Consider the following 17,718-nt stretch of genomic DNA (forward strand, 5'->3'; position numbering starts at 1 on the left):
CATGACCGTGAACCCCGATCCGAACACAAGCCTTGCAGTCCACCGGCTGATTGCCGCGCCGCGCGAACTGGTCTTCAAGATGCTGACGGAGGCCGGTCATCTCGACCAGTGGTGGGGGCCGGACGGCTTCAAGACCGAAACCCATGAAATGGAATTCGCCGTCGGCGGCATGTGGCGCTACACGATGCACGGGCCGGACGGCAAGGACTGGCCGAACTGGATCCGCTATACCGAGATTACCCCGCCCGAACGCATCGTCTATGACCATGGCGCCGAAGTGGGAGAACCCCCATGGTTTGTCGGCACCATCACCCTCGACGCCGAAGGCGACGGCACGCGCATCACCATCCTGCTGCAGTTCCCGACGGCGCAAGCGCGCGCGGAGACGATGAAACTCGGCGCGGAGGACGGCGGCAAGCAGACGCTGGCACGGCTGGATGCCTATGTCACCGGGCCGCAGACGCTGGCGTAACAGGGCTGGCCTGCGGCACCCCGTCTTGTGACCGGGACAGGGCGATGGGCACTTGCCAAGCTGGAAAAATCGGGGAAATCTCCGCCGGCTTTTCGGGAGGATGAAATGGCCGAGGGTATTGTAACGCCGGAGCGGGCGACCCGCCGTGAATGGATCGGCCTCTGCGTCCTGTCGATCGCCTGCCTGATCTATTCCATGGACCTCTCGGTCCTGTTTCTGGCCATGCCGGCAATCGTCGCCGACCTCGACCCATCGGCGGCGCAGCTGCTCTGGATCAACGATATCTACGGCTTCATGGTCGCCGGCTTCCTGGTGACCATGGGAACGCTCGGAGACCGGATCGGACGCCGGCGCGTCCTGTTGATCGGCGCCTTCTCTTTCGGCGTCGCGTCCGCCTTCGCAGCCTTCTCGAGCACCGCCGGGCAACTGATTGTCGCAAGAGCGTTACTTGGCGTTGCGGGCGCGACGATCGCCCCCTCGACCCTCTCGCTCATCGTCAACCTCTTCCGGGACGAGGGTGAGCGAAACCGTGCCATCGGCATCTGGGGTACGGCCTTTGCGTTGGGCGGTCTCGTCGGCCCGCTGATCGGTGGCGTCCTGCTACAGTATTTCGACTGGGGATCGGTCTTCCTGATCAACATCCCCGTGATGATGATCCTGCTGGCCGTGGCGCCGTTCCTGCTGCCGGAATACCGCAACGAGGAGGCCGGCCGCCTGGATCTGGCAAGTGTTGCGCTGTCGCTCGCAACCGTCCTCCCCGTCATCTACGGCGTTAAGCACATGGCCGCCGACGGCTTCCAGCTATCGCAGCTCCTCTACATCGCCATCGGGCTGATCGTGGGGATAGCATTCGTGCGGCGCCAGAAACATCTGGCCGATCCGCTGATCGACCTTGCCCTCTTCCGCATCCCCGCCTTCACGGCCTCGCTCATGGTCAATCTTGCCGGCGTCTTCTTCGTGTTCGGCGTCTTCCTGTTCCAGAACCTCTTCCTGCAGCTGGTGCTCGGCCTCTCGCCGCTGGAGGCGGCCTTGTGGTCGATACCATCGGCCTTCGTCTTCACCGTGATGTCCTTCCAGGCCTACCGCTTCACCAACCGCTTCGGAGCGGTCCGCACGGTCGTGGGCGGACTGCTGGTCAACGCCGTCGGAACGGCGTCGATGGCGATCGCCGCCTATGCCGAGAACCTCTTCGGCATCCTGGGCTCCAGCATGATCATCGGCCTCGGCTTCGTTCCTGTCGTCCTCACGACCACCGGACTGATCGTCGGGACGGCACCGCCGGAACGAGCCGGATCCGCATCGGCGATTTCGGAAACCGGTGCCGAATTCGGTGGCGCCTTGGGCATCGCCCTCCTGGGCAGCCTGGCCACCCTCGTCTACCGGATGACCATGAAGGGTGCGGATCTGAGCGGCCTGACCGACACGCAGGCACAGGCCGTCTCCGCCACCCTGGCCGGCGCCGTCGAAACCGCGCAAGCGCTCACGGACCCCGCATCGGCGGTATGGCTGGAGACGGCCAAGGCTGGGTTCTCACTCGGGTTTGCGGTCTGCTGCCTTGTGGCAACCGTCACGCTCGTGCTCCTCGCCGTGATCGCGGCGAAGGTCTACGCACGCGCGCATATCGACGAAGAGGCGCTTGCACCGCGGCATTGAACAAGCTCACACGCCCCTGAATCAGTTCATGAGAAAGAACGCGCAAGCGATTGGATTGATTCAATGTCCCGCTTGAACCGCAGAAGCTCCGCCGCCTTCTGCTCGCCATCGGGAATTCGCAGCAGATAGGAGGGATGCACTGTCACGAACAGTGTCCTTCCACCGTCCAGGGGCATCGGCTTGCTGCGCACATCGGGAAGTTTCTGCTTTTCATCGGTCAGCGCAAAATAGGCCGTGGCGCCCATGGCCACCACCAGCTTCGGCTTCACCAGCTCGATCTCCTGGCTGAGCCACCAGCGGCACTGCTGGATCTCGCCCATGTTCGGCTTCTGGTGGATGCGCCGCTTGCCCCGTGCCTCGTACTTGAAATGCTTTACCGCATTGGTGACGTAGAGCGAACGGCGGTCGAAGCCCGCCTCGCGCAGGACGTCGTTGAACAATTGTCCCGCCGGTCCGACGAACGGCTTGCCGGCCAGGTCTTCCTGGTCGCCCGGCTGCTCGCCGACGACCATCACCTTCGCCTTGTCAGGTCCCTCGCCGAACACCGTCTGCGTTGCCATGCAATGCAGATCGCAGCGGGTGCAGTGCCGTGCTTCTTCTTTCAGGCTCGCCAGCGTGCCCGGCGGCAGCTCTGGCGCGGCCGGTGCCTGCGCTGCTGCCGCCTGGATTCGGTGATGGAACGGCAGGGGCTCGCTGGCCGCCTTCGCCGCCATCTCCAGGACGCTACGCTCCGCATTGGCGATCATTCCGGGGATAAGATCCGCCTCGGGCATGTTCTTCCAGTATTTCTTCGGCATCTCCGACGTCATCGCCTTCACCTTCAGGCGCGCCGGATTGAAGATCGAGGCGTAGTAGGTGCGCCAGAGATCTTCCGTCTCGTCCTTCAGGTCAGGCTTGCGCGCCGGCTCGTCGGTCGTGCGCAGCGTATCGCCGTCCCAGGAAGCCGATCCCTTCGGCGTCGCAATCAGCCAGTCCATGTCGGTGAAACGCCGCTGGAAGAACGGAGCGACCCGCTCGACGATGAAGTGATCCGGCTCGAACCAGGCGACGAACTGCCGCCGTCCCGGGGTATCGGGCGGCAGAGCAATCTCCTTGAAGCGGACGAAGGCCGTCATCTTGTGGTAGTCGCGGCCAACCGATTTCGCCAGCTGCCGTGCCGCCACCACATCCGCATCCGTGAGCACGTCGAGGAGCCGGCGCTGATACATCAGTCGGAACAACAGGCGATAGAGCAGCGCGAACCGCCCGGGATCGGAATGGCAGACGACGGCGCCGGCAAGCTTGACGAAATCGGGCGGAACCGAGATTGGTCCGATCTGCGGCAATGGCGGCGGCAGATGGTTCGGCTCGGCGGCAAACAGGCCTTCCGCGGCGCCAGCCAACTCCCAGACGATCCGTTCCGGCAGCACCCCGCCCTGCAGGAACGCCCGTGCCGCGTCACGCCATTCGCCGAGATCGCCCCTGCCCTTCAGCCTCACCGTATACATCAGAGCAGCGACAGCTGTTCCGGCTTCGGCTGGAACATGGCACGCAGATCCGGCCGGTCTTCCAGCCGATGCGGAGTCCAACCATCGACGACGATGAAGGGCTGCACCTTCTTCAAGGACACGCCAAGCCGCTTCAGGTCCTCCAGCCGCAGCCGCGTGAAGCGCCGCGAGGACAGGATCGACTTGACCGTCTTCGTGCCGAGGCCCGGCACCCGCAGCAGCATCTCCCGCTCCGCCTTGTTCACGTCGACCGGAAACTGCTCCCGGTGACCCAGCGCCCAGGCCAGTTTCGGATCGAGATCGAGATCGAGCATCCCGTCCTCCCGCGTGGAGGTAATCTCCCCGACGTTGAAACCGTAGAAGCGATAGAGCCAGTCGGCCTGGTAGAGCCGGTGCTCGCGCATCAGCGGCGGCTTGATCAGCGGCAGATTCTTCGACGAATCCGGGATCGGGCTGAAGGCGGAGTAGTAGACGCGCTTCAGGCCGTAGCTGCCGTAGAGCCGCGCGCTGGTCCCCAGGATCGTCGCATCACTGGCACCGTCGGCACCGACAATCATCTGCGTGCTCTGCCCAGCCGGCGCAAACCTGCGTGTGCGCTTCGTCTGCAACGTCTTGTCGCCCATCTCCTCGATTTTGAGACGCAGCGCGCCCATCGACCGGCGAATGCCGGCGGGCTGCTTTTCCGGCGCGTAACGGGCAATCCCGGCATCGGTCGGCAGCTCGATGTTGAGCGACAATCGGTCTGCATAAAGCCCGGCCTCCTCGATCAGATGCGGCGATGCCTCGGGGATCGATTTGAGATGGATATAGCCACGGAAGTTATGGGTGGTCCTCAGTTCGCGCGCGATGCGCACCATTTCTTCCATCGTATGGTCCGAGGAACGGATGATGCCAGAGGACAGGAACAGGCCTTCGATGTAGTTGCGGCGATAGAACTCCAGCGTCAGCCAGATCACCTCTTCCACCGAGAACCGTGCCCTCTCGACATTGCTGGAGGAGCGATTGATGCAATAGGCGCAGTCATAGATGCAGAAGTTCGTCATCAGGATCTTCAGCAGCGAAATGCATCGACCGTCGGGCGCATAGGCGTGACAGATGCCCGATCCCTCCGTGGAGCCGAGGCCGCCGCTCTCGGCGGAGGAGCGGCGGACGGTGCCGCTCGATGCGCAGGAGGCGTCGTATTTCGCCGCGTCGGATAGAATCGCCAACCGTTCTTTGAGACTTTTCTTCATTAGCACGTTCACTATATGTTCTTGACCCAGCCGTCAACCGGCGGTTTTGCGGACTGGCTGCCCTTGAAAGACCGTTTCAAAGCTCCACTTCGAAATCGCTGGAAATGACGGCGATTGATCTGTTATAGTTCCGGAAAATTTGGTGTGTGGATGGTTCCGTGGTGTCGCTACGGAACCTGTTTCTTTTTGTGGCCGCGAACAGCGCGTCCGCAATGCGAAGGACAAGAGAATGGTCGAAAAGGTACCGATGACGCAGAACGGCTTTACCCAGCTGCACGAGGAGTTGCGCTGGCGTCAGCAGGAGGAGCGTCCCCGCATCATCGAGGCGATCGCCGAAGCGCGCGCCCATGGCGACCTTTCTGAAAATGCGGAATATCATGCCGCAAAGGAAGCGCAGAGCCACAATGAAGGCCGCATCAGCGAGCTTGAGGATCTGACGGCACGGGCAGAAGTCATCGACCTGTCGAAGATGTCCGGCGACAAGGTCAAGTTCGGCGCGACCGTCAAGCTCATCGACGAAGACACCGACGAGGAGAAGATCTACCAGATCGTCGGAGACCAGGAGGCCGACGTGAAGGCTGGTCGCATCTCCGTCTCGTCCCCGATCGCCCGCGCCATGATCGGCAAGGAAGTCGGCGACTCGATCGAGGTCAACGCGCCGGGCGGCTCCAAGGCCTACGAGATCCTTGCCCTCACCTGGGGCTGAAGGGCTGAGCCGCTTGTCCTCCCTCCGCGACATCACCGTGATCGCACCGCATTTCAAGCGAAGGCTTTCCGGCGTGACCTCGACGGTGGTGCAACTGGTGCCTGAACAGGTGCGACAGGGCCGCGGCATCGCGACCCTCGGACCCGGCCTGCCGGATGACCTGCCGAAAATGCAATGGTCTCAGCTGCCGCAGCTCTGGCAGCGTCCGGCCGGTCACAGCTGGCGGGTCTGGCATGCGCGCCGCAACAACGAAATGCTGGTCGGCCTGTTGTTGAAGGCGGTCCTGCGCATGCCGTTGAAACTGCTCTTCACATCTGCCGCCCAGCGCAGCCACAGCGGCTACACGAAATGGCTGCTGCGCCAGATGGATGCCGTGGTCGCCACCAGTAAGCGGTCCGGATCCTTCCTGAAGGTGCCCCACACGGTGATCCGTCACGGCGTTGATCTCGACGTCTTCCATCCGCCGCGCGGGAATGAAGACGGCTTCGTGGCGACGGGACTTCCCGGACAGCATCTGGTCGGTTGCTTTGGCCGGGTTCGTCACCAGAAGGGCACTGACCTTTTCGTCCAGGCCATGATCGAGCTTCTACCGCAATACCCCGACTGGACAGCTGTGGTCTGCGGCCGCGTCACGGCGGAGCATCAGGCGTTTGGCGACTCATTGAAGTCAGCCGTCGAAGTGGCCGGCCTGTCCGACCGTATCCGCTTTCTTGGTGAGGTCGACGACATCAAACCGTGGTACCGGCGCCTGGACCTCTATGTCGCGCCCTCCCGAAACGAGGGATTCGGCCTCACCCCGCTCGAGGCCATGGCGTCGCGGACCGCGGTCGTTGCCAGCGACGCCGGCGCCTATGCTGAGCAGATTGTGAGCGGCGAAACCGGAGCGGTGGTCCCTGCCGGAGCTTACGAGCTCCTCCGAAATGCCATTGCGGTCTACCTGGCCAACCCCGATCTGGCACAAGCGCATGGGGAAGCCGGCCTGCGGCATGTCGCGAACAATTTTGCACTGGCGCGCGAGGCGGAGGCCCTGGACAAGATCTATGCTGGCCTTCTGTCGGCTCGTCGGGACGCCCAATGAAAACAGTCGAATTCATCGGGCACAGCAAGCACTTCACCAGCATCCGCGAAGCCGCCGACGGCGGTGTCCTCACCATTCCGCTCGAACTCTCCAGGATCGTCCGCGAGCTCGTTGCGCGCAAAGGGTGGCGGGGGCTTGCGGCTGCGACCTTCGGCAGGAACAGGACGGTCGATCTGCAGCCGCTCGTGGAGCACAATCTCCTGCGTCGCCGCATCCGGATCGGCTGGTTCTACGGCAATCCGCTGGCAGCGGCGATCTACCGCGCGGTGGCGAGCGCCCGGGCCCGCATTTCCGCCGCGCTCATCATCAGCTATTTTGAGGACCATCCCGAGGCGCGTGCGCTGGTGTTCAACGGCTTCCTGATGCCCGACGCGCTGACACTGGCCGTCAGCCAGGCCCTGGGGCGCGAGCGGCTGGTGATCGAACTCGGCTTTTTTCCAGGCACACTTCAGTACGACAGACTGGGTATCAACTACGACAGCACCCTGCCCCGCGACCCGGCGTTCTACCGGATGATGGAGACGAAAATCGGGGCGGAGCTGCCGACCGCGCTTGTGCGGCGCGCCTCCAAGCAGAAGCAGGCGGAAGCCATCAGCCTGCCCCCCTCCTACATTTTCGTGCCGTTCCAGGTGCCGAGCGACATGCAGGTGCTGGTCCATTCACCCTGGATCAAGAACATGGTGCAGTTCTACCAGGTCATCGAGCGTCTGGCAGACAAGCGGCCGGAGACGACCTTCGTCATCAAGGAGCATCCAAGCTTCCCGCTGTCGATCCGCGGCCAGGTCAAGGCGCATGACCGGATCCTGTTCGCCAACCACAACGAGACGCGCAGCCTGATCGAAGGCGCCGACTCCGTCGTCGTCATGAATTCGACAGTAGGTCTGGAGAGCCTGTTCCTTCAAAAGAAGGTCATCACGCTCGGCAATGCGCCCTATGACGTCAATGGTCTCGTGCTTCAGGCGGGAGATGACGACGAGCTGCTGTCCGCTTTCGACAGCTTGGGAGAGTGGGAGCCGGACGCCGCCCTCCGCGACATGTTCCTGCGCTACGTCTACAACGTCTTCCTGCTCAAGGGGGACATGAACAGGGCTGATCCCGCGATGGTCGCCGCCCTGCGCAGTCGCGCAGAGGGGACCGATCAGCACGGCCTTCTTCTGAAGGAATTCGTGGAGCGCTCGACGGCTTGAAATGGCCGCAAGCGGAAGACGGTGAACGCGCCTTAGACCTCGACTAGACCCAACCGCTTCACCTGCCGGATCGTCAGCATGGTCCGCACCGTGTCGACGTGCTCGTCCGCCGTCAGGACCTCGATGACGAAGTTCTGGAAGATGCTGAGGTTTTCCGCCGTGCAGCGCAGCAGGAAGTCGCTGTCGCCGGAGACCATCCAGGCCTCCCGCACGATCGGCCAGGTCTGCGCCCGTGCTGCAAAGGACTTGAGATCGGTGTCGGACTGCCGCTTCAGGCCGATCATGCAGAAGGCAACGAGATCGTAGCCGAGCTTCGGCCCGTTGAGGAGCGCATGGTAGCCCTCGATGATCCCTGCTTCTTCGAGCTTGCGCACGCGGCGCAGACAGGGAGGCGCCGAGATACCGACGCGCTCGGCGAGCTCGACATTTGTCATGCGCCCGTCCTGCTGCAGTTCACGCAGAATTTTGATGTCTATGGCGTCCAGATCGGCGCGAAGCACGCTCTTCCCCTTCAATTTTCCGAACCTATTAGCCAAAAGCGGATTGAACGCAAGCAGACCGGACAGCCTATTCACGGCCTTGGAGTAACTGTTCTGTTGTAAATGCAAGGCTGCCCTTGATGTAATGCATGGATCACTCTTAAATGCTGCGACAAAAGCGGTGGATCGCGACCCTGCTTCCTATATGTGTGGGCGCACCCGCACTGCGATCAGCTGCCGAAAGGAAGGCCATGTCTGCCCGTCACACCGAAGTTCTCATCATTGGCTCTGGCCCCGCCGGATATACCGCTGCCGTCTATGCCGCGCGCGCCATGCTGCGCCCCGTCCTGATCGCCGGGATGGAACAGGGCGGGCAGCTGATGATCACCACGGATGTCGAAAACTATCCCGGCTTTGCCGACCCCATCCAGGGGCCATGGCTGATGGAGCAGATGCTCAAGCAGGCGACGCATGTCGGCGCCGAGATCGTCAATGACATCGTCACCGAGGTGGACATGTCGCGCCGCCCCTTCACCGTGCGCACCGATTCCGGCGCCGTCTGGAGTGCGGACACGTTGATCATTGCCACCGGTGCCAAGGCAAAGTGGCTCGGCATCGAGAGCGAACAGCGTTTCCAGGGCTTCGGCGTTTCCGCCTGCGCCACCTGCGATGGCTTCTTCTATCGCAACAAGGACGTGATCGTGGTCGGCGGCGGCAATTCGGCGGTCGAAGAATCGCTTTATCTTTCCAACATCGCCAGGACCGTGACCGTGGTTCACCGCCGCGACAGCTTCCGTTCGGAGAAGATCCTGCAGGAACGCCTTTTCCAGCGACCCAACGTCAAGGTCATGTGGAACACCGAGATCGCTGAAATCGTCGGCGAGCCGGCCAGGCCACCGATGCCGCCCTCTGTCAATGGCGTACGCCTGCGCGACACCCGCACCGGCATCATCAGCGACCAGACGATCGACGGCGTCTTCGTCGCCATCGGCCACGCGCCTGCCACCGAACTCTTCAAGGACACGCTCAAGATGAAGCCGAACGGCTACCTCTGGACGGCTCCCGATTCCACCGCCACGAACGTTCCGGGGGTTTTTGCCGCCGGCGACGTCACCGACGACAGCTTCCGCCAGGCCATCACGGCTGCAGGTCTGGGCTGCATGGCGGCACTCGAGGCTGAACGATATCTGGCTGGCATTCAGCCGGTCGCTCAAGCCGCGGAATAGTGTGAAGCATGGGTGTACCTCTCGACTGGGACAAACTGCGGATTTTCCACGCTGCGGCGGAAGCGGGTTCGTTCACCCATGCCGCAGACAAGCTGCATCTGTCTCAGTCGGCCATCAGTCGGCAGGTAAGCGCGCTGGAGCAGGACGTCGGCGTCAAGCTCTTTCATCGCCATGCTCGCGGGCTGATCCTGACGGAACAGGGGGAACTGCTCTACCGCACCGCCCATGACGTGCTGCTGAAGCTCGAAACCGTCAAGATGCAGCTCACGGAGACGACTGACAAGCCCTCCGGCAAGCTCAGGGTCACGACCACCGTCGGCCTCGGACAGGGCTGGCTGACGGACAAGGTGCAGGAATTTCTGCAACTCTACCCGGACATGTCGATCCAGCTGCTGCTCGACAACGAGGAACTCGACGTCAACATGCGCCACGCCGACTGCGCCATCCGGCTCCGCCAGCCGCAGCAGTCCGACCTCATCCAGCGCAAGCTCTTCACCGTCCACATGCACGTCTATGCCGCGCCCTCCTATATCAACCGCTTCGGCGAGCCGCAGACGATCGAGGATCTGGACGACCACAAGATCATCACCTTCGGAGAGCCAGCACCGAACTACCTGCTGGACGTCAACTGGCTGGAAACGGCCGGAAGGTCATCCGACAATCCCCGCAATCCGCACCTGCAGATCAACAGCCAGACCTCAATCAAGCGGGCCTGCCTGCTGGGAATCGGGATCGCCGTACTGCCCGACTACATCGTCGGTCGCGATCCGGGGTTGATACAGCTCCCGCTTGCCGCCGACATTCCCTCCTTCGACACCTATTTCTGCTATCCGGACGAAATGAAGAACGCCGCGAAGCTCAAGGCCTTCCGGGATTTCGTCGTGTCGAAAGCCCGAAACTGGAGTTTTTGAGCGGTTTCTAGGCAGCTTTGCGCAGGCCTGCGCAACCTGCATGGCTGTCCTGCACATTTATGCATTGTTCACTGCACAAATAACGACCATATCGCACTCAGTTGATGCACACGGTGGCTTTCCTCCCAGTTCCACCGCATCAGCTGTTCCCCTCTGGAGGTTTTTGACCTTCATACCTATAGGGCCCCGAAGCAATTCGGTGGCCCTTTTTTTTGCCCGGTGTTCGCCCGCTGTCTTGTCCGGTCCCGATCAACTTCCCATATTATTGTCAGCTGGGGCCCGCGACCCGTAGTTGCTGCTACCAGCTGTTCCCCTCTGGAGGTTTGAACCTTCACATTTCAGGGCCAGGAGAAATCCGGCCCTATTTTTTTGGCCTCTCATTGAGGGCGCACCTTTAAATCGATAAATCCCGATCTATATATCGGTGATGAACGATTTTGTGCCGGTAAACAAGACAGAGATCCTCAAGGCGCTGTCGCATCCCGCCCGGGTCGAGTTCCTAGAGTGGATGCGCGAGCCGGAAGCGCATTTTTCATCCCAGGCCCACCCGCTGGATATGGGTATCTGTGCCAATCAGTTTGAAAAGCGCTGCGGGCTCTCGCAGTCGACCGTTTCCGCCCATCTCGCGACGCTTGAGAAGGCTGGTCTCGTCGAGATCAACCGCGTTGGCCAATGGTCGTTCTACCGGCGCAATGAAAAGGCCATCCAGGCATTCCTCGATGAGCTGAAAAACACGCTCTGATCACCTTACTTCCCTCTCCCGAAGTCCTGCCAACATCCCAAGGATATTTTCCGATGACCACACTTTTTGATGCGATGAAGCTCGGCGACATTGACGTCTCCAACCGCCTGGCCATGGCTCCTCTGACCCGCAACCGCTCGCCGAGGGCCGTGCCTAACGACCTGAACGTCACCTATTACGAGCAGCGCGCCACCGCCGGCCTGATCATCACGGAAGGCACGCCGGTCACCCACCAGGGCCAAGGCTATGCCGACGTTCCCGGCCTCTATCTGCAGCCGGCAATCGATGGCTGGAAGAAGGTCACCGACGCCGTTCACGCCAAGGGCGGCAAGATCGTCACGCAGCTCTGGCATGTCGGTCGCGTCTCGCACGTCTCGCTGCAGCCAAACGGCGCAGCCCCGGTCGCGCCTTCGGCGATCCCGGCCGGCGGCAAGACCTACATCATCAATGCGGACGGCACCGGAGAATTCGTCGAGACATCCGCTCCCCGTGCCCTTGAAGCATCTGAAATTCCGGGCATCGTCGATGACTTCCGCAAGGCTGCCCGCGCTGCCATGGACTCAGGCTTCGACGGCGTCGAGATCCATGCTGCCAATGGCTACCTGATCGACCAGTTCCTCAAGACCGGCGCCAACCAGCGGACCGACGACTACGGCGGCTCGATCGAAAATCGTGCCCGCTTCCTGCTCGAAGTGGTCGATGCCGTGTCGGAAGAGATCGGCGCCGGCCGCACCGGCATCCGACTGTCGCCGACGACGCCCGCCAACGGCATTTCCGACGAAGATCCCCAGGCCGTCTTCGACTACGTCGCGACACAGCTGGCGACGCGCGACCTCTCCTTCATCCACGTTATCGAGGGAGCGACGGGCGGCGACCGCAGCTTCCAGTATGAGGGCACCAGCTTCGACTACGATGCCTTCAAGGCGGTCTACCGCGACGCCGGCGGTAAGGCGGGCTGGATGGTCAACAACGGCTACGACCGCGACACTGCCATGCAGGCCGTGGAAACCGGCCGCGCCGACATGGTCTCCTTCGGACGCCTGTTCATCGCCAACCCGGATCTGGTCGAGCGCTTCCAAACTGGTGCGGACCTCAACGAGCCGGACGGCAGCACCTTCTATGGTGGCGGCGCCAAGGGCTACACCGACTACCCGGCGCTCGACGCCGCAGCCTGATATCCGTAGGGGCGCCGCAAGGCGCCCCTACCATCTTCATTCGGACCATGCTTCTTTTGCGAGGAGGACTGCTGCCACCGTGATGGCAACCGCATTGGCCGGATGCAGTGCCTGCAGAAATCCCCATCCCTCGCCCACGATGATGAAGACGAACTGCAGGACATAGAGCCCGAACAGCAGAGCCGTCAGGAGCCGGTGCCGGCGAAGCGGCGGGCTGAGCCAGGCCATCACCACCAACGCGATGATCGGGACAGCGATGGCGCCGCCGATCGCGCCATGAAGCGCCCAGTGAGAACCGTCCGAGAAGATGGCGAGCCCGGCCAGATAGACCTGGAACAGGATCGCCACAGGCAGCGCCAGAGCCAGGAGACGGAAGCCGGAACGGTTCGGGCAGGTCTTTGCCACTGCGTGTCTCATGCCACCCTTCCCCTGTCCCGATGCTGGGCAGGCGCGAAGGAACTAATGTCCGCATCCAGGCAACCGAGATCCTTCAAGGTGGCGAGCATGGCAACATCGAGTGGCGTCTGCGGCTCCTCCCCGAGGAAGGCCACGAGCTTGTCGTTGGTCAGCCGCAGCGGCGTACGCCAGAGATAACGCATCTCGTTGAGCTCCCGAAACATCGGCACGAAGGGGGCGGCGAGACGCAGCAGCCACCAGGGAAACGGCTTGTCTTGAACCGGGCCGCCTCGAACGCGCCCGATCGCCAGTCTCATCTGCTCCCCGTCATGGTCCCAGACACCTCCCATGTGGAAGCGTGCGAACGGCGGCAGGTCATTGGCGCGATCCACGAGCCGCAACATGGTTTCGGCGACATCGGGCAGATAGGCCCATTGGTGTCCCATCCCGCGTCTGCCGGGATTGCTGAACGACGTCACCGGTTTCCCCGGCTTGATCACCCCTTGCGAGAACCAGCTGTTGCCGGCGCCGGGGCCGAAAAAGTCGCCAGCCCGCACGATCAGGACCGGAACACCGTCCACCGCCGCAGCCTCCAGGCGGCGCTCCATCTCGACCCGGATCTTGCCTTTGCGGGTCAAGGCATTCTGGGGGCTCTCTTCCGTGACGACCGGAAAGACATCCGGCCCGTAATTGTAGACGGTACCCGGCAGAAGGATCCGGGCGCCGACCGCTCTCGCCGCCGAAATGGTATTCTCCAGCATCGGCAGCACCAGCTTGTCCCAATCCCGGTATCCGGGCGGATTGACGGCGTGCACGAGGAGGTCGGCGCCTTCCGCGGCACGGCGCACATCTTCGGCATTGAGAGCGTCGCCCCTATGCCACTGAAATCGGGGATCGAGCTGGCGACCGGCACTCGCGCCACGGCTCAAGGCCCGCACCGTCCAACCCCTCGCTAGCAGTCCCCGGGCGACATGGCCGCCAATTCCCCCCGTCGCTCCGAGGACGAGGGCCGTCCGGGTCGGGATCATATCGTTTGTCATCGCAATCTCCATCCGTTGATGGCTGGATTGTCGCGGATGCTACCGATATATGAAATTGGCTAAACAGGAAGAGAAGCTATTCAAAAATGAATACCATCAGCTGGGACCTCTACCGCACCTTCCTGGCCGTCCTGCGCACCGGCTCCCTGTCGGCCGGGGCCCGCGATCTGGGTCTGACACAGCCGACGGCCGGGCGGCATGTGGAGGCTCTGGAACGGGCGTTGGGCTATCCGCTCTTCACCCGGTCACAACAGGGCCTGCGCCCGACCGATGCGGCTCTGGCACTGCAGCCCTATGCGGAGACGCTCGCGTCCACCGCAGCCGCCATGGCGCGGCACGCGACGGGGGCCTCCGGCGCTATCAGTGGCGTCGTACGCATCACCGCCAGCGACGTCATCGGCATGGAAGTCCTGCCGCCGATCCTGGCGGCGCTGCAGGACGAGCATCCGCAGCTGACCATCGAACTGTCGCTTTCGGATGCGGTGGAGGATCTGCTGCGCCGCGACGCGGACATCGCCATCAGGATGACCGATCCCGCCCAGGAGGCGCTCGTGGCCCAAAGGATCGGCAATATTCCTGTCGGCCTCTATGCTCATCGCCGCTATTTGGACCGGTACGGCACGCCTCTTTCCGCCGCCGACCTGAAGGTCCACCGCTTCATCGGCTTTGACCGGAAGACTGCCTTCATCAGAGCCATGGAAAGCCGGCTTCAGGCGATGATGCCAATGTTTCCGCTTCTTGACGAGTTGAACTGGAGCTTCAAAACCGACAGCAACGTCGCGCAACTGGCAGCCATCCGGGCCGGCGCGGGGATCGGCATCTGCCAGGTGGGGATAGCACGAAAAGACCCGGATCTCGTCCGGGTCCTTCCTGAAGTCTTCGAAGTGCCGCTGGAGACGTGGGCCGTCATGCACGAGAACCTGAGAGGCGGCCTCAGGTGGCGCAGGACCTTCGACGCCCTGGTTCAGGGCCTGCGTGACTACACACGGGAGACCGGACCTCAGGGCTGACTGCGGCCCGGCTCGTCGTCCTCGAGATCAACCACCTCGGCTTCCGGGCGGTCGCCGCCATCGCTGTATTCCGTGTGCCACACGCCCTTTGCGTCCTGCCAGCTGATCTCCTCCGGCTCACCGCCCACCTGCTGCTCGGCTGCAACGATCCGCGCCGCCTGGAGGGCATCGGAATGAGACGCGAATGTTTCGGAGTAGACGTCGCCGAGCCTGTAGGCCCAGCCACCGTCGTGCTCGACGATCTTGTAAGTCACCTTGGTCATGCTTCCCTCCTGATTTCGAATGCCTTTGCGCCGACGGAAACCCACCGGCTTGAAGGTGATGGAAAAGCGAAGTCCGTGCCTCATGGTTCCAATCGGACGGCAAAATCCGCAAATGACGCGACCCGCCCCCAACCCGAGGCCACGGCACGTGGACTGTGAGCGTAACACCATGCTTTTCGGCGCTGAATTGCAATAAACTATTATTGAAGCGTCTGTGTGCAGCCATCCACCCCACCCGCCCTAGATCACTCCTATCGCGGCCCGAACGGGAACAGCCGCAAGTGACACAAGGGAGTGACCATCTATGAACCGACTGATCCTTCTCCTCTCCGGAACGATGCTGTCTGCCACGCTCGCCGTTGTGCCGGCGCATTCCCAGCAAAGCGGCGCACAGCCCGGTACGCCGGTGGAGACCTCGCCACCCAATGCACCCGACCAGCAGCCCGCTTTCGAGCAGCAGACCCGGGCCCCGCAACCGCCGGAAACTCCGGAGCTCAAGACAGAGGTCGTTGCCGAGGGGCTTCCGCATCTCTGGGCCATGGAATTCCTGCCGGATGGCCGGATGCTTGTCACCGCCAAGCAGGGCGCCATGCACATCATCTCCGAGGAAGGCGAGGCCGGACCGGAGATCGAAGGTGTCCCGGAGGTGCTGAGCGCCGGCCAGGGTGGCCTGCTCGATGTCGCGCTCGGGCCCGATTTTGAGACGTCCAACATGATCTACTTCTCCTTCGCCGAGGAGCGCGAGGACGGCAACGGCACCTCCGTGGCCTCCGCCAAGCTCGTCACCAATGACAATGGCGGCGGCAGCCTGGAGAATGTCGAGGTCATCTTCCGCCAGACCCCGAGCTACGACGGCAACAAGCATTTCGGCTCGCGCCTCGTCTTCAGCCCCGAGGGCAACCTCTACGTCACCGTCGGCGAACGATCCGATCCTGAGCCCCGCGTCCAGGCCCAGGACATCACAAGCGGTCTCGGCAAGGTCTTCCGGATCACGCCGGAAGGCGAGCCTGTCGAAGGCAATCCTTTTATCGGCCAGGAAGGCCTTCCTGAAATCTGGAGCCTCGGCCACCGCAACGTACAATCGGCAGCACTGGACGGCGAAGGCCGCTTCTGGCTCGTGGAGCACGGCCCGCGCGGCGGCGACGAGCTGAACAGGCCGGAAGCCGGGAAGAACTATGGCTGGCCGGAGGTCACCTACGGCGTCGAATACAGCGGTGGACCGGTGGGCGACGGTGTGACCGAGATGGCCGAGACCGAACAGCCGGTCTATTATTGGGACCCGGTGATCGCCCCCTCCGGCATGGCGTACTACGATGGCGATGCCATTCCCGAGTGGCAGGGTGCCTTCCTCGTTGGTGGTCTTGTGACGCAGGGCCTCGTCGTCATTCACATGGAGGACGACCGCGTCCAGTATGAGGAGCGCGTGCCGCTTGAGGCTCGCATCCGTGACGTCAAGGTCGGTCCGGACGGTGCCGTCTATGCCGTCACGGAACAGCGCGGCGGTGGCGGGTCCACCATCGTGAAGATCACCAAGGAAGGCTGATCGCTGAGCTCGATGTTCCGCCTTCACGGCTCCGTGAGGCCAGGAACCGACGATATCGTCTCCAGTTGGGACAACTGCACCAACTGGAGACACCTATGAGCAACGAAATCAATACCTCGCGCCGCCTGGTCCTCGGAGGCCTGTCGACAGGCGTCGCAGTCGCCGCCCTGGCGGGGACTGCGAGCGCCCAATCTTCGGCACCAGCGGCCGCATCATCGGCAGCGCCACAGCCGCTGCAGGATCCGACGACGAAATATCCGCAGCCTCCCTTCCCCCGGCAGTCCCAGGAATGGCCCGGCCTGACAAGCCGGATGGATCCGCGTCCAGACCACGGCGAGGAAAGCTACAAGGGCTCGGGCCGTCTTGCCGGACGCAAGGCTCTGATCACCGGAGGTGATTCCGGCATCGGACGCGCTGCGGCGATTGCCTATGCACGCGAAGGCGCCGATGTCGCGATCGGCTACCTCGAGCAGGAAGAACCGGATGCGCAGGAAGTGCTCGAGCTGATCAGAGCCGAAGGCCGCAAGGCCATCGCCTTGCCGGGCGATATCCGCGACGAGGCATTCTGCCAGCAGCTCGTCGCCGATGCGGTGGAGCAGCTTGGTGGCCTGGATATCCTGGTCAACAATGCCGCACGGCAGCAGTCGGTCGAGTCGCTGACCGATCTGACCAGCCAGCAGCTCGACGACACGCTCAAGACCAATATCTATGCGATGTTCTGGATCACCAAGGCTGCCCTGTCCCACCTGCAGCCGGGCTCGACGATCATCAACACCACCTCGGTCGTTGCCTACCGTCCGCCGGAGAACCTCCTCGACTATTCGGCGACCAAGGCGGCGATCGAGAACTTCACCAAGGGGCTGGCCAAACAGGTCGCTTCGAAAGGCATCCGTGTCAATGGCGTGGCACCGGGACCGTTCTGGACTCCGCTGCAGCCGAGTGGCGGTCAGCCGACCGATGCACTTGTCGAATTCGGCTCGGATACGCCGCTGGGACGTCCGGGGCAGCCGGCGGAACTGGCAGGCATCTATGTCCTGCTCGCATCGCCGGAATCCAGCTACTCGACCGGTCAGATCTTCGGAGCAACCGGCGGAAACGGCGGCCCCTGATCCAGCCGG

Annotated in this window: 18 protein-coding genes; 12 read left to right on the top strand and 6 right to left on the bottom strand. The window is 62.8% G+C overall.

From position 1 onward, the window contains the following. Nucleotide 1 precedes the first annotated feature (1 nt). Together M1E10_RS19400 and M1E10_RS19405 are read left to right on the top strand one after the other, a co-directional pair. Entirely contained in the window at nt 2-472 is a 471-nt protein-coding gene (locus tag M1E10_RS19400; protein ID WP_499174424.1) for an SRPBCC family protein, read from the top strand. Nucleotides 473-577: 105 nt separating this feature from the next. Next, on the top strand, nt 578-2,125 hold the full coding sequence (locus M1E10_RS19405; RefSeq protein WP_499174425.1) for an MFS transporter: 1,548 nt from the start codon (nt 578-580) through the stop codon (nt 2,123-2,125). 26 nt (nt 2,126-2,151) lie between these two features. Here M1E10_RS19405 and M1E10_RS19410 read toward each other — a convergent pair whose 3' ends face one another. Beyond that, nucleotides 2,152-3,612 carry a uracil-DNA glycosylase family protein gene (locus tag M1E10_RS19410; protein ID WP_499174426.1) on the bottom strand — a complete coding sequence of 487 codons (1,461 nt, stop codon included), beginning with the start codon at nt 3,610-3,612 and terminating at the stop codon, nt 2,152-2,154. After that, nucleotides 3,612-4,844, bottom strand: coding sequence for a putative DNA modification/repair radical SAM protein (locus tag M1E10_RS19415; RefSeq protein ID WP_499174427.1), 1,233 nt, complete (start codon nt 4,842-4,844; stop codon nt 3,612-3,614). The genes M1E10_RS19410 and M1E10_RS19415 overlap by 1 nt, the downstream gene beginning before the upstream one ends. A gap of 229 nt (nt 4,845-5,073) precedes the next feature. On the opposite strand from M1E10_RS19415, the gene greA reads away from it, so the two are divergent. Genes greA through M1E10_RS19430 form a run of 3 tightly spaced genes read left to right on the top strand, consistent with a single transcriptional unit; the run spans nt 5,074 to nt 7,815 of the window. Beyond that, nucleotides 5,074-5,550, top strand: a complete 477-nt coding sequence (greA, locus tag M1E10_RS19420) for a transcription elongation factor GreA (protein WP_499174428.1) — start codon at nt 5,074-5,076, stop codon at nt 5,548-5,550. Between the two features lie 13 nt (nt 5,551-5,563). Continuing rightward, the gene (locus M1E10_RS19425) at nt 5,564-6,628 is read left to right on the top strand and encodes a glycosyltransferase family 4 protein (protein ID WP_499174429.1); all 1,065 of its coding nucleotides are present in this window, start codon (nt 5,564-5,566) and stop codon (nt 6,626-6,628) included. Next, complete coding sequence (locus M1E10_RS19430) at nt 6,625-7,815, top strand: capsular polysaccharide export protein, LipB/KpsS family (RefSeq protein ID WP_499174430.1); 1,191 nt, start codon at nt 6,625-6,627, stop codon at nt 7,813-7,815. Before M1E10_RS19425 ends, M1E10_RS19430 begins: the two co-directional genes overlap by 4 nt. 32 nt (nt 7,816-7,847) lie before the next feature. Here the strand turns inward: M1E10_RS19430 and M1E10_RS19435 are convergent, their stop codons facing one another. Further along, nucleotides 7,848-8,315: an Lrp/AsnC family transcriptional regulator gene (locus M1E10_RS19435; RefSeq protein WP_499174432.1), complete on the bottom strand. Its 468-nt coding sequence runs from the start codon at nt 8,313-8,315 to the stop codon at nt 7,848-7,850. A gap of 230 nt (nt 8,316-8,545) precedes the next feature. Between M1E10_RS19435 and trxB the strand changes: the two genes are divergently transcribed. The 4 genes from trxB (at nt 8,546) to M1E10_RS19455 (ending at nt 12,348) form a co-directional block, all read left to right on the top strand. After that, entirely contained in the window at nt 8,546-9,520 is a 975-nt protein-coding gene (trxB, locus tag M1E10_RS19440; protein ID WP_499174433.1) for an NAD(P)/FAD-dependent oxidoreductase, read from the top strand. A gap of 8 nt (nt 9,521-9,528) precedes the next feature. After that, entirely contained in the window at nt 9,529-10,431 is a 903-nt protein-coding gene (locus tag M1E10_RS19445) for a LysR family transcriptional regulator (RefSeq protein ID WP_499174434.1), read from the top strand. A 427-nt stretch (nt 10,432-10,858) separates the two neighbouring features. Continuing rightward, nucleotides 10,859-11,173 carry an ArsR/SmtB family transcription factor gene (locus M1E10_RS19450; protein WP_499174435.1) on the top strand — a complete coding sequence of 105 codons (315 nt, stop codon included), beginning with the start codon at nt 10,859-10,861 and terminating at the stop codon, nt 11,171-11,173. A gap of 53 nt (nt 11,174-11,226) precedes the next feature. Beyond that, nucleotides 11,227-12,348 carry an alkene reductase gene (locus tag M1E10_RS19455; protein WP_499174436.1) on the top strand — a complete coding sequence of 374 codons (1,122 nt, stop codon included), beginning with the start codon at nt 11,227-11,229 and terminating at the stop codon, nt 12,346-12,348. 36 nt (nt 12,349-12,384) lie between these two features. Here M1E10_RS19455 and M1E10_RS19460 read toward each other — a convergent pair whose 3' ends face one another. Beyond that, entirely contained in the window at nt 12,385-12,765 is a 381-nt protein-coding gene (locus M1E10_RS19460) for a DUF6220 domain-containing protein (RefSeq protein ID WP_499174437.1), read from the bottom strand. Then, complete coding sequence (locus tag M1E10_RS19465) at nt 12,762-13,784, bottom strand: Rossmann-fold NAD(P)-binding domain-containing protein (RefSeq protein WP_499174438.1); 1,023 nt, start codon at nt 13,782-13,784, stop codon at nt 12,762-12,764. The genes M1E10_RS19460 and M1E10_RS19465 overlap by 4 nt, the downstream gene beginning before the upstream one ends. Before the next feature lie 86 nt (nt 13,785-13,870). Between M1E10_RS19465 and M1E10_RS19470 the strand changes: the two genes are divergently transcribed. Continuing rightward, the gene (locus M1E10_RS19470; RefSeq protein ID WP_499174439.1) at nt 13,871-14,794 is read left to right on the top strand and encodes a LysR family transcriptional regulator; all 924 of its coding nucleotides are present in this window, start codon (nt 13,871-13,873) and stop codon (nt 14,792-14,794) included. Here M1E10_RS19470 and M1E10_RS19475 read toward each other — a convergent pair. Next, on the bottom strand, nt 14,785-15,057 hold the full coding sequence (locus M1E10_RS19475) for a DUF2188 domain-containing protein (RefSeq protein WP_499174441.1): 273 nt from the start codon (nt 15,055-15,057) through the stop codon (nt 14,785-14,787). The genes M1E10_RS19470 and M1E10_RS19475 overlap by 10 nt on opposite strands. Before the next feature lie 304 nt (nt 15,058-15,361). Here M1E10_RS19475 and M1E10_RS19480 point away from each other — a divergent pair, with 304 nt between their 5' ends. Both M1E10_RS19480 and M1E10_RS19485 read left to right on the top strand, forming a co-directional pair. Next, on the top strand, nt 15,362-16,600 hold the full coding sequence (locus M1E10_RS19480) for a PQQ-dependent sugar dehydrogenase (protein ID WP_499174442.1): 1,239 nt from the start codon (nt 15,362-15,364) through the stop codon (nt 16,598-16,600). 95 nt (nt 16,601-16,695) lie between these two features. Then, entirely contained in the window at nt 16,696-17,709 is a 1,014-nt protein-coding gene (locus tag M1E10_RS19485; RefSeq protein ID WP_499174443.1) for an SDR family oxidoreductase, read from the top strand. Nucleotides 17,710-17,718: the final 9 nt, after the last annotated feature.

This window comes from Rhizobium sp. PK7-22, from assembly GCF_056530405.1.

Bases quoted from the DNA above. Each gene is read 5' to 3' on its own strand.
- M1E10_RS19400 (WP_499174424.1), top strand. From the start codon at position 2: ATGACCGTGAACCCCGATCCGAACACAAGCCTTGCAGTCCACCGGCTG.
- M1E10_RS19405 (WP_499174425.1), top strand. From the start codon at position 578: ATGGCCGAGGGTATTGTAACGCCGGAGCGGGCGACCCGCCGTGAATGG.
- M1E10_RS19410 (WP_499174426.1), bottom strand. From the start codon at position 3,612: ATGTATACGGTGAGGCTGAAGGGCAGGGGCGATCTCGGCGAATGGCGT.
- M1E10_RS19415 (WP_499174427.1), bottom strand. From the start codon at position 4,844: ATGAAGAAAAGTCTCAAAGAACGGTTGGCGATTCTATCCGACGCGGCG.
- greA (WP_499174428.1), top strand. From the start codon at position 5,074: ATGGTCGAAAAGGTACCGATGACGCAGAACGGCTTTACCCAGCTGCAC.
- M1E10_RS19430 (WP_499174430.1), top strand. From the start codon at position 6,625: ATGAAAACAGTCGAATTCATCGGGCACAGCAAGCACTTCACCAGCATC.
- trxB (WP_499174433.1), top strand. From the start codon at position 8,546: ATGTCTGCCCGTCACACCGAAGTTCTCATCATTGGCTCTGGCCCCGCC.
- M1E10_RS19445 (WP_499174434.1), top strand. From the start codon at position 9,529: ATGGGTGTACCTCTCGACTGGGACAAACTGCGGATTTTCCACGCTGCG.
- M1E10_RS19450 (WP_499174435.1), top strand. From the start codon at position 10,859: ATGAACGATTTTGTGCCGGTAAACAAGACAGAGATCCTCAAGGCGCTG.
- M1E10_RS19455 (WP_499174436.1), top strand. From the start codon at position 11,227: ATGACCACACTTTTTGATGCGATGAAGCTCGGCGACATTGACGTCTCC.
- M1E10_RS19460 (WP_499174437.1), bottom strand. From the start codon at position 12,765: ATGAGACACGCAGTGGCAAAGACCTGCCCGAACCGTTCCGGCTTCCGT.
- M1E10_RS19465 (WP_499174438.1), bottom strand. From the start codon at position 13,784: ATGACAAACGATATGATCCCGACCCGGACGGCCCTCGTCCTCGGAGCG.
- M1E10_RS19470 (WP_499174439.1), top strand. From the start codon at position 13,871: ATGAATACCATCAGCTGGGACCTCTACCGCACCTTCCTGGCCGTCCTG.
- M1E10_RS19475 (WP_499174441.1), bottom strand. From the start codon at position 15,057: ATGACCAAGGTGACTTACAAGATCGTCGAGCACGACGGTGGCTGGGCC.
- M1E10_RS19480 (WP_499174442.1), top strand. From the start codon at position 15,362: ATGAACCGACTGATCCTTCTCCTCTCCGGAACGATGCTGTCTGCCACG.
- M1E10_RS19485 (WP_499174443.1), top strand. From the start codon at position 16,696: ATGAGCAACGAAATCAATACCTCGCGCCGCCTGGTCCTCGGAGGCCTG.